Origin of the sequence: Methanobrevibacter sp. (assembly GCF_045644645.1) — an archaeon.
Taxonomy (GTDB): Archaea; Methanobacteriota; Methanobacteria; order Methanobacteriales; family Methanobacteriaceae; genus Methanocatella.
Genome location: NZ_JAZRHE010000069.1, coordinates 20,099 through 30,432 on the forward strand (window position 1 = coordinate 20,099; position 10,334 = coordinate 30,432).

The window sequence follows — 10,334 nt, forward strand, 5'->3', positions numbered from 1 at the left end:
AAAAAGGACAATAATTAAAATATGACCCACATTAAACTTTAATTCCATTATACAGTATATCTAAGAAATTCTTGCCGTACTGTTCTGTTTCAGGAGTATGCTCCTTATCGTATATCTTCCATAATAAAACAGACTGGAATGTTATACTAAAACACATTATTGCCAATACCCTGGAATCGACTTCCCTTATTTTGCCTTTTTCAATCTGGAATTTGAAATATTCTTCCAATTTGCCAATAATTGTTCCGGTTATTTTTGAAATCAACAGTTTTTTCTCAGGTATGTCCCTTACTTCTTCCATAGCTACCTTAATAATGCTTAAATCATCTTCTGAAAGATTTAAAAGCCCCATAAAATTACCTTGGAAATATTCTTCAATTTCATCATCTTCATTGAAAGAAAAGATCTCTTCCAATTTTTCAAGAAATATTTGAAGATAGTAGTCCTTGGTAATTTCAACCAAATTTTTTTTGTTTTGGAAATTTCTAAAAATAGTTACTTCATTCACTCCCGCTTCAGCAGCTATTTTTTTAGTAGTCGCTTTGGCAAAACCCTCCTTTTGAAGAATTCTAAATGTAGCCTTTATAATTTTTTCATCAGTACTGCTAAACTCATTCATAAATATAGATATATTCCTAATAATATATAAACAGTATATAATTAAAATTACAATATCCTAAATTCATTAAGATAAAAAAAAAATAGAAATAACTCCAAATTTGGAGTTTAATTTGATTTTAGTAATGACTTTGTGGAGTCATTCCCAGGTGGTGGTCTTCACTCTTTTTGCCCGGTATCCCATAGGCATCAGCCCTACATTGGGTACATGCCCTAAATACTGGAATAATCTCTTCCACCTGTTCTCTGACACTTTCCATCATAGAACAGTCAGGGCGTGAATAATGCTTCATCTTAGCTAACGGAATCAAAGGTAAAATGTTCATCATCGATGCTCCTCGTTTTTTAACTTCTTTAGCTATTTCAACAATATGTTCATCATTCAATCCGGGAATCAGAACGGAATTGACTTTGACAACCATCCCATTGGCTGCCGCTTTTTCAACACCATCCAATTGGTTTTTAATTAGAATTTCCACAGCTTCATAACCTTTGTAAACTTTTCCTTCATATTTGATGAAAGAATAAATGTCAACTGCAATGTCCGGATCTATTGCATTGATTGTAACGGTTACAGAATTTACACCCAGTTCTGCAAGTTTATCTGCATATTTTGGAAGTAAAAGTCCATTAGTACTCATACATTTGATTAAATCAGGTTGTTCGGAAGCTAATTTTTCAAAGAATTCGAATGTTTCTTCATTAGCAAGAGAATCACCAGGACCTGCGACCCCCACAACAGCAATCGGGCCATCTGCAGTAACATCATTAACATGCTTGATTGCGGCATCGGCATCCATTACACAACTTGCCACACCAGGCCTGTTTTCTTCATCATTAATATCCCTTGTACAGAAGTTACAGAATATATTGCACTTTGGTGCTACCGGTACATGTGCTCTACCTACTTTATCATGCATTTTTTCATTAAAGCATGGATGTGCTTTTGTTATATGTGCAAATCTTGAACCTTTATGCTCAGCCATAATATCACTTCTCCTCAATATAACAACTGTTAATTTGTATTGATACGAACAAATATATAAACCTTTCTATATACCATTGTTCAGTTCGTCAATAAACTCATTGGCCTTTTCAATCCACGCATCCTTAATTAACTCATCTGTAGCCACGACACAAACAATGTCCTCAGTAGACATATCCTTAATGATTTTGAAACCTTCAGGCAATATCCTGAAGACCGCATCGTAAATGCGTCTTTGCAAATTGGAATGAGGGTCATCGACAATCAATGTCTCCAAATGAGTATAATCCCCCTGTATTTCAAGCTGATATCTGTTTGGCTGATAAATCTCGTCTCTTGAAAAGAGTCTCCATAATCTCTTTAAGATATTGGGAAGGTAATTTTCATTATCAATTAAGATTCTTGTTACATCATCCGCCTTATCATAAGTTAAATTTGCAACATCACCAAACGCAATTGCATTAGATGTCTTTTTCATTTTAATGGCCAAGACAAAGACAGGGTCATCCGGATTGACGTAAGCCTTCAAATCATCGACAGAAGATCCAAGTACCAAATCCTGAAAGATCTGTTTGATAATGATTTCATAGACTTCTGCACCTCTCTCATCATAGCATTCAACTAACATTAAAACCAACCCTCTTATTCATTATCATGTCTGTGTCCCATTCCGGATACCAAAAGAGCTGCTCCTACAGCACCGATATGTTGAGAATATTCAGGTACAATAACTTCAATTCCACCTAAAGTCTCACTAACAGCTTCAACAAGCCCAGATATTAAACTTGTTCCACCCACTTGTATTAATGGTTCACGAATGTCAATTTCCTGAAGTTGCTGTTCATAAACCTGTTCGGATACGGAGTGACATGCCGCAGCAGCCACATCTGCTTTAGAGCCGCCTGCCGCTAAAGTGGTAACAAGGTCCTGAATACCGAATACAATACAATAGGAGTTTAGCATAGCCTTTCTCCAATCGCCCTGAACAGCTAAAGGACCTAATTCAGTGATATCAACATCCAACCTGCGGGAAGTCATATCCAAGAATCTTCCAGATGCTCCTGCACAGATACCACCCATAGTGAAGTTATCGGGAATACCATTATTAACTGTAATAACCTTGTTGTCCATACCCCCAATATCCAATACGGTAGCTTCACCCTTTTGACAGTCTGCAAGGTATACTGCTCCTTTTGCATTAACAGACAGCTCTTCTTGAATAAGTTCGGCACAGAACTCCTGACCCATGGTAAATCTACCATAACCGGTAGTTCCAATACCATCCACATCATCCCAATCATAATCAGTGTTGGCGAATGCCTCTGCAGCTGCTGTTTTTGCTGATTCAATGATATCTTTAGTAGCTGTCCAACCAGTTCCAATGACCTGGTTATTTTCCATAAGCACTGCTTTTGTAGTGGTTGAACCAGAGTCAAGCCCAAGAGTAAGTCCTTCTTGTTTTTCACGGGCAAGAATGCTTCTACGAGTTACGGTTGTAGCTAATGCTTCCATACGGATGAAAAGTTCATCTGCTTTTGTTCTTTCAGTGAATGAATAGGTAACTACAGGAATGCGTGTATTATTTTGTATAAATCTTCTTACTTCGTTTCTAACCAATGCTGCTTCAGCACATCTAAAACAAGTCGCAATAAATACAGCATCAGGTTTAGATCTGCCTTCCACAATAGCCATAGCTCTTGCAATCATCAATTTCAAACTTGAACTTTGAGCTGAAAATCCAAATTTCTCATAAGATTCATCAATGTAATCCAAATCAATTTCAGGAAGAACAATTTCTGCACCAAATTTATTTGCCGCTTTTTCAATCTCTTTTTGAATTCCACTATATTCTGTTCCGCATGAAACTAAAGCAATTTTAACCATATTATTATTCCTCCTCAACAGTTTCTTCTAGTGAATCTACAAATTCATTAATTTTATTTACCATTACATATGTTTCATCCTGATTGGTAGGATAATCAAGTTCTAAAACTGGAATACCTTTGTTTCTGAGCAAAAATATTGACAGTTCATTAGTTCTTGCACATCCTATACAGCCAAAACCGTATGGTGCCCCATCAACAACAATTGCCGCTTCCGCTTCATCTATAAGGGGCCCTATAATTGCCATTCTTCCGCGAACACCTGAAGGAACCTCAATAGCTGCATATTTAAGACCTTTAATAGGGTCTTCCTCAGTAATATTCATTGGAGGGGAATCAATTTCAGGGTCTTTGATTTTTTGCCTAATCTGTTTTTGTAAAACTAAAGGACTATGACCTTTTCTTTCAAGTAAATCTGCTAAGATTAATGAGTTTGGAGGATAAATAGCTATTTTAACCATGTTTTCACCTATTCTTTATTTTCTAAACATTCATCCATAATTTTTTTGAATTCATCAACTTTAACTGGTTTTTTCTCTTCAACTGTGACCTCTTTAGGGTTTTCTAAAGCTTCAGCAACAAAACCAAGTATTCTATATTCTTTTTCCATTTGATGGAAACCTTCCCTAGGACCGAATCTATGACCTCTGCATCTTCTAGGATCACCCGGAGCAAATCCTCTTTCTTTTGTGAAAATGTGTGCCGGATCAAGTTTCCTTATTTCCTCAATAGCTTTGTAAACATCTTCACTTTTACCACTAATCATGGATCCGTAACAAGTGTTTTTAATTGTAAGTGGCAAATCAAGCATGTGAAACTCATTTACAATTTCCTGTTCGCTTACATGAGCTCCCGGTCCAATAAATATCATGCGAGTGATTACATCCGGATCCCAATCTTCAGTACCCAAATCAGGACTCATGGTTAGATTCTGTGACATACACTTCAACTCCTTCTTTTAATTTTTCAAGACTATCATAATCGGAAACAACATCCCCAATTATATTGGTTGCATCAAAACTTTCTGCAGTAGGTCCGAATTCATAATTATCTTCAAATCTAATACCTATCAAACCAGCACTTTTTGAAGCCATATTGGTGATGCCGATTTGGCCCCTTATAACTTTCTCAACCGGATTATTTTCAGGTATTAAACCCTTAGCGGATTTCTTATCTCCTTCAAATATGACAATGTGCATTCCAGGTACTGCAAAGTGAACTTTAATTTTACCTACCGGGTTTTCTAAAAGGCCGGACAATAATTTAAAGTATCTTACAGACCTTGGGGCATCATCAACAAATTTAATTATACATAAATCTTCTTTATTAACCGCTTTAGTTACTACTCTTCCTTCTCTTAAGATATCAATTGTATGTTTAGGAACTTGCTCAACGATTATCGCATCCTCATCGATTAATCCATCAATCATGTGCTCAACACCAACTGCAGACAATATTTCCGTAGCTTCCTTTTGAGTTTTGTTTAACAGCATTAATCTTTGTTGTTCTGCTTTAACTGTAATGAAATCATTTTCTTTGGCAATGTCAATGATTTCCATACCTTTTACAATTTTACCCACAGTAGTATGGTTTGGAGTCAACACCCTGTTTTCACGATAAACGAAAATCTTTCCGATACCTACACCGTTATTTCTAACAGTGATGGTTCCCCTAGTTCTTTGAGTAGTATCTTCCTGAGGTTTTTCCAATCCTGCCAAATCATAAAAACCTACAAAAGACTCGCTGTCATAGGATACTTTAATTCTACCATCCTTGACCAGTGAGAACAAATGTTCAACACATGTTGGTGAATCTTCATCAATTTCAAATGAAATATAAGTGTATAGTTCATTTCCCTCTTCAAGAACAGTTGTCAGATCAGAAACCGAAGCACTATCGGTTGTTGTGCTTCGTACAACAATTGGCTCGATGCCGGTTACGGCATCATCATCAGTCAAACTTTCCAAGGTTTTCCTACCGCCAATGACTTTGGCAAAAATACCTTTATTGTGTGGTGGCACACTGTAGACATTTGTTGTGTTTTCCTTAAGCATTATTAAATGAGTGGACTCATTACTAAAACTAGACAAACTTAAAACAACATCCCCCTCATAATATTTGAATTCATCGGAAGTGGGCTCCAAATCAGTTACGATAGGACCGACAGCCACTTCGGTTGGAGTAGACCATCTAATATTCAAGTCAACAAAATCTTCATATTGATTTTTGAAAACATCAACCAAAGGTTTTGCTTCCTCGGATTCGTCCAATTGGATGATTATAGAACCCTTGTTTGTTTTAATCTTGTACTTACTAATATTCTGTTCAAGTTCTTTTTTACCCTTAATCAGGCAAACAATACTACCAGGAGTATATGGAGCATTTGTTTCATCAATTACATCTTGAATTGTTGAAGCATCTGCTACTTCCACTTCTTCTCCATTAATTTTAATTAACATACAATCTCCTAATAAGAATTTTTAATATTATATATTTATAGCATCATTATATATTAAAATTATTTATTTGATTTTGAAAAAGTATATTAACACCAGATTATAACAATATATTATTGGAGGGAAAATTAATGACCATTACAAAAAAACATGTTTTTTCTTTATTAATCATTCTGTTAATCGCAATTGGAGCTATTTCAATAGCCAGTGCTTACACCGGGACTGGCTTTTCCCACAATATCCCCAGCTCCAAGTATTCAGACATGTCTGTTTCCGACATTCTAAATCAATATTCCAATACAAATTGCCATGTGGAGGAAAGTGCAATCTGTACTAAAGTTGTTGATGGAGATACGATTGAGTTAGATAATGGTGAAAAGGTACGTTTTGTTGGAGTAAATACTCCCGAGAGAGGTGTTGAAGGATATATCGCTTCCAAAAACTTCGTTCAGAAATTATGCTTAAACAAAGAAGTTGGCATTGACATTGATGATTCAAAACACAGCGACAAATATGGAAGAACACTGGCAGTTGTTATTGTTGACGGCAAAAATCTAAATGAAATGCTTTTAAAAGAAGGCCTTGCAGAGATTATGTACATGCCGCCAAGCGAATTCTATCCATATGACTGGGCAAATGAAAATACACCAACTTCAAGCCATCAAAGTTCATCCAGCAATTCAGATACAAGTTCAAGTAGTTCACAGACTTCTTCTGACTCTGGAAGCTATGTAGGCAATTCAAATTCTGGAAAATTCCATGTAGCCGGTTGCAGCAGTGTAGGCAAGATGTCTGAAAAAAATAAGGTGTTTTTCTCAAGTAGGGATGAAGCGGTTAATCAGGGATACGTGCCTTGTAAAAGATGCAACCCATGATAATTCAAAATGGAAAAATGGGAAAGGTTCAATTACCATATTTTAATAATCGAATCTCTCTTTCAAATTCCTCTAAATCATTGCCCCCATTATTTTCAGCAATGTTTGAATATAACAATCCCAACGAATAATTGCCTATGCTTTCCATTAATGGAATAATGATGCAGATATAAATCAGGAATCCGACATATGGAATTAATACCACCCATGAGGAAACCACAGAAAAAACAATCATCAATATTGCCATAATGATTAACCATTTAAGTATATTCTTAACACCAATGTTTCTAATGTCCCCAATCACCTTATGCATTTTTAAAGCCTCAGTTAAACTGTTCAAGTAAGCTAAACGAGCTTTTGCAAAGAATAACAAAACTTCAAACAGAATATAAACGATCAGGACAATGAGGAAAATTAAACCTACAGCCAGAAGAAAACCAAGAATATCTATGTTAAGAAGCATGTCAATACTTGATGTTCCCAAAGTAGACAAGACAATGAAAAATACCAGTGCAGGCACAATCATATATACGATTCTCAAGACCAATAACCGAATAGTGTTATATATGCTGTTTACAAAATTCAGGGAAGGAAACATGGATGATTCGTTCAGACCTACTTGGACAAACGACAACAGATATCCTGGCACGACCAGAATAAATACGAAAAACGAAAATGCTCCAAAAATTACGACATACCTATTGTCAAATAGCATGCCAATCGGGATAAAGGCAGCCAAAACAAAAAGAATAAACAGGATGGGTAATTTCTTAATATTCCTAAAAGGATACTTGAATGAGTTTGATACTATTTTGCCAACGTCCATAAAACCACCTGACTATCCAAATATAAAAACAGGATTTTTTTCCTGATTAAACACTTCGGCTTGTTCATCCCTGTAATTCAAATAAAGTGAATTTGAATCAGTTACTTCACCAACGATTGCAGCTTCAATTGAAAATCTTGAAAGGTAATCTTTGATATATTCACAATAATCTTCATTCGCAGTAAAAACAAAACCTGAACCCGGATAAGATCTAAGCCAATCCACCCATTCAACATTTTCATTTCTTGGAATGGCCTCCAGGTTAACAACTGCACCTTTGTCGGAAGTTTCCAAAAGCATTTCCAGGGTTCCTAAAATCCCCGGATTTGAAATATCTTTTCCGGATTTAATATAACCATGCTCCGCCAGGTATTGGACTGCAGTAATTTGATCACGAACCAACTGAGCATCTTTATCATAGGTAGTATCCCAATTCAGGCTAAACATTTCGTGAGGCTTTCCATCCAAATCAATTGCCACAATTACCTTATCTCCAACTTCAGCTCCGAAGCTGGTTATAATTTTATCTTTTTGAGCAATGCCCGCAATTGCAACACCCAACGAGTCAACCTCACCATCAGGATGCAAGTGTCCCCCGACCATCGGAACACCAAATTTCAAGCAACCATCTTTGATTCCATTTAACAAATCCTCGTAAATACTGTCATTGCTGATTGACATTATATTAACCATGGCCAATGGTTTTCCGCCCATTGCAGCAATGTCATTAACATTAACAAGAACAGAACAGTAGCCCGCCCAATATGGATTGACATTCATGATGTCCCCCCATATTCCATCAGCTGCAAGCAATAAAACTTGATTGTTACCAATGTCAATAGCTGAAGCATCATCACCTATGTCAATTACAACATCTCCAGACACATTATATGATTCCTTTAAAAGAGATATTACATTATCAATTGAACTTTTACGAGATACTCCTTTAAATTCTTGAATTTCACGAACAAGATTTTTAAAATCCAAAGATTTCACTTCCTATTTACTTAATATAATTAATTTTGTATTTGCAATTAATATTATTTATTATTTCAACAATTTTTACCTCAACTTCCGGGATATTTGAAAAATCATATGAAACCTGTTTATCCCTGAAGATTTCCTTTTTAATATTTTGACCGATGATGTCATCAAAACCACTTTCAACTTCAAAGATGATAGAATCCTTAACCTTAAATCCATCTTCCACAACCTTATCCAAATCACCATCAGTTATTCCAATTACAGGTACATCAAATCTAAATAAAATGTCAGAGGATATCAAAGTAGTATCATCACCAACAGTAATGACCAATGAAGAGTCTTTAAACTTATAAACATCCTCCCCTGCATGGTCTAAAAAAGTAATTTTAAATTCATCAGGCTTATCATCTGAAATAACCCTAGGTGTGACCTTTGCATGTCTTAAAAGTCCCGTCTTTATAATTGCCGAATCCAAGTCAACCTCCCCTAACTTTTCAAGGCCATGTTCCTTAAGCTCACCACCAATAATATCCACAATATGATTGTCTTTTGAAATTACTGTGAGTTTATCAGAGTTAGTTTTTCCAATAACAATGCCATTCACCATTATATTTTCATCAGGACTCACACCATGAACAATTCTTTGGTTGAAATTAGGATTATCATTTTTGATATGATTATCATAAACTTCATGGGGTTTTACAATAGCCAGATTTAATTCTTGAGACAACTGTTCAGCAATCTCCAAATCATTATTCCAAGGAATGATACTTCCGTCTTCTTCACCGGGCCTTTCAATTTGAATAACCGGAATATTATTGTCACCAATCTTATCCAAATAATGATTATAAACTTTATATCCGAAAACCTGACCCGTAACATTGGATTTTCCATAATTAAGTAAAAAGATCACATCAACATCATCATCATAAAATATCTTTAAAGAATCACTTGGAACCAGTTTTCTTTGAATATCAATAATATTCTCCAAACTAGCATCAATAACAGCAGTCCGACCCATTGTTCCACCAAGCCTAGCTGAGACTTCACCATATTGTGAAAGCAATTCTATTAATTTTAATGCATAACCTGAATCGATTATGTTTGGGCCATGAACAACAACACCAATCCTCATCTACTCACCTTAATTCTCTTTTTAAATATTTTAGATCCGCAGATTTCACAGTCATCAAATGGATAATCCTCACCATATTCCTTTTTACAGCCCTCACAAACTTTTTTCCAGTTATAAACCTCTTTGATTCCTTCTGTGATAACACCGGAATATGGAATGCCCATTATCTTCAAAGTATTTTGAATCGTATAGTCATCGCTAATGACTTTAACATTCCTGCCCTGCCTGTGAAACATGTAAGCTAGCGAAATTAATTTTTTATCAGGAAGGGACAATCTTAGAATATCCCCCGACTCGGAGATGATTTCATCAACTGCATCAATACAGTCCCCGGTAACATCTTGAATGATTAACCTGTTTTCATCAATTGCGGCATCAAATTTTAAGCGTGACTCAAAATCCCTAATTTCAGAGGTTATTTCCGGAACTGTGAAATTATTTTTTGTTTCCAAATGAAACCCATTGATAAATGCAGATGCATCCAATACATAAAAAATTTCCATGAATATATTATTTTCTTAAAAATTTATAAAACTTGGTAATTATATATATAATGTATTCAATATAGATAA

The 10,334-nt window shown here is 35.5% G+C and carries 12 protein-coding genes; 1 reads left to right on the forward strand and 11 read right to left on the reverse strand.

From position 1 onward, the window contains the following. Window positions 1-31: 31 nt before the first annotated feature. The 7 genes from ACKI4K_RS04060 to ACKI4K_RS04090 all read right to left on the reverse strand — a co-directional run bounded on the left by ACKI4K_RS04060 (window position 32) and on the right by ACKI4K_RS04090 (window position 5,945). Window positions 32-619 carry a TetR/AcrR family transcriptional regulator gene (locus ACKI4K_RS04060; RefSeq protein WP_407422547.1) on the reverse strand — a complete coding sequence of 196 codons (588 nt, stop codon included), beginning with the start codon at window positions 617-619 and terminating at the stop codon, window positions 32-34. Between the two features lie 118 nt (window positions 620-737). Further along, a complete protein-coding gene (locus tag ACKI4K_RS04065; protein ID WP_407422549.1) occupies window positions 738-1,604 on the reverse strand; it encodes a radical SAM protein in 867 nt (288 codons plus the stop codon). Window positions 1,605-1,670: 66 nt separating this feature from the next. Continuing rightward, a complete protein-coding gene (locus ACKI4K_RS04070; protein WP_407422551.1) occupies window positions 1,671-2,231 on the reverse strand; it encodes a methanogenesis marker 17 protein in 561 nt (186 codons plus the stop codon). 14 nt (window positions 2,232-2,245) lie between these two features. Continuing rightward, window positions 2,246-3,487 (reverse strand): methanogenesis marker 15 protein, encoded by a 1,242-nt coding sequence (locus ACKI4K_RS04075; RefSeq protein ID WP_407422553.1) that lies wholly within the window; start codon window positions 3,485-3,487, stop codon window positions 2,246-2,248. A gap of 4 nt (window positions 3,488-3,491) precedes the next feature. Next, window positions 3,492-3,947 carry a methanogenesis marker 5 protein gene (locus ACKI4K_RS04080; protein ID WP_407422555.1) on the reverse strand — a complete coding sequence of 152 codons (456 nt, stop codon included), beginning with the start codon at window positions 3,945-3,947 and terminating at the stop codon, window positions 3,492-3,494. A gap of 8 nt (window positions 3,948-3,955) precedes the next feature. Then, window positions 3,956-4,426, reverse strand: a complete 471-nt coding sequence (locus ACKI4K_RS04085; protein WP_407422557.1) for a methanogenesis marker 6 protein — start codon at window positions 4,424-4,426, stop codon at window positions 3,956-3,958. Further along, the gene (locus ACKI4K_RS04090) at window positions 4,398-5,945 is read right to left on the reverse strand and encodes a methanogenesis marker 3 protein (RefSeq protein ID WP_407422559.1); all 1,548 of its coding nucleotides are present in this window, start codon (window positions 5,943-5,945) and stop codon (window positions 4,398-4,400) included. Before ACKI4K_RS04090 ends, ACKI4K_RS04085 begins: the two co-directional genes overlap by 29 nt. A 128-nt stretch (window positions 5,946-6,073) precedes the next feature. Here ACKI4K_RS04090 and ACKI4K_RS04095 point away from each other — a divergent pair, with 128 nt between their 5' ends. Further along, a complete protein-coding gene (locus tag ACKI4K_RS04095; protein WP_407422561.1) occupies window positions 6,074-6,817 on the forward strand; it encodes a thermonuclease family protein in 744 nt (247 codons plus the stop codon). A gap of 28 nt (window positions 6,818-6,845) precedes the next feature. Here ACKI4K_RS04095 and ACKI4K_RS04100 read toward each other — a convergent pair whose 3' ends face one another. The 4 genes from ACKI4K_RS04100 to ACKI4K_RS04115 are packed head-to-tail and all read right to left on the reverse strand — an operon-like array spanning window position 6,846 to window position 10,265. After that, window positions 6,846-7,643 (reverse strand): DUF4013 domain-containing protein, encoded by a 798-nt coding sequence (locus ACKI4K_RS04100; protein ID WP_407422563.1) that lies wholly within the window; start codon window positions 7,641-7,643, stop codon window positions 6,846-6,848. 12 nt (window positions 7,644-7,655) lie between these two features. Beyond that, on the reverse strand, window positions 7,656-8,630 hold the full coding sequence (locus tag ACKI4K_RS04105) for a methanogenesis marker 2 protein (protein WP_407422565.1): 975 nt from the start codon (window positions 8,628-8,630) through the stop codon (window positions 7,656-7,658). Between the two features lie 16 nt (window positions 8,631-8,646). After that, window positions 8,647-9,762 (reverse strand): DUF2117 domain-containing protein, encoded by a 1,116-nt coding sequence (locus ACKI4K_RS04110; RefSeq protein ID WP_407422567.1) that lies wholly within the window; start codon window positions 9,760-9,762, stop codon window positions 8,647-8,649. Beyond that, window positions 9,759-10,265: a type II toxin-antitoxin system VapC family toxin gene (locus ACKI4K_RS04115; RefSeq protein WP_407422569.1), complete on the reverse strand. Its 507-nt coding sequence runs from the start codon at window positions 10,263-10,265 to the stop codon at window positions 9,759-9,761. The genes ACKI4K_RS04110 and ACKI4K_RS04115 overlap by 4 nt, the downstream gene beginning before the upstream one ends. Window positions 10,266-10,334 lie beyond the last annotated feature (69 nt).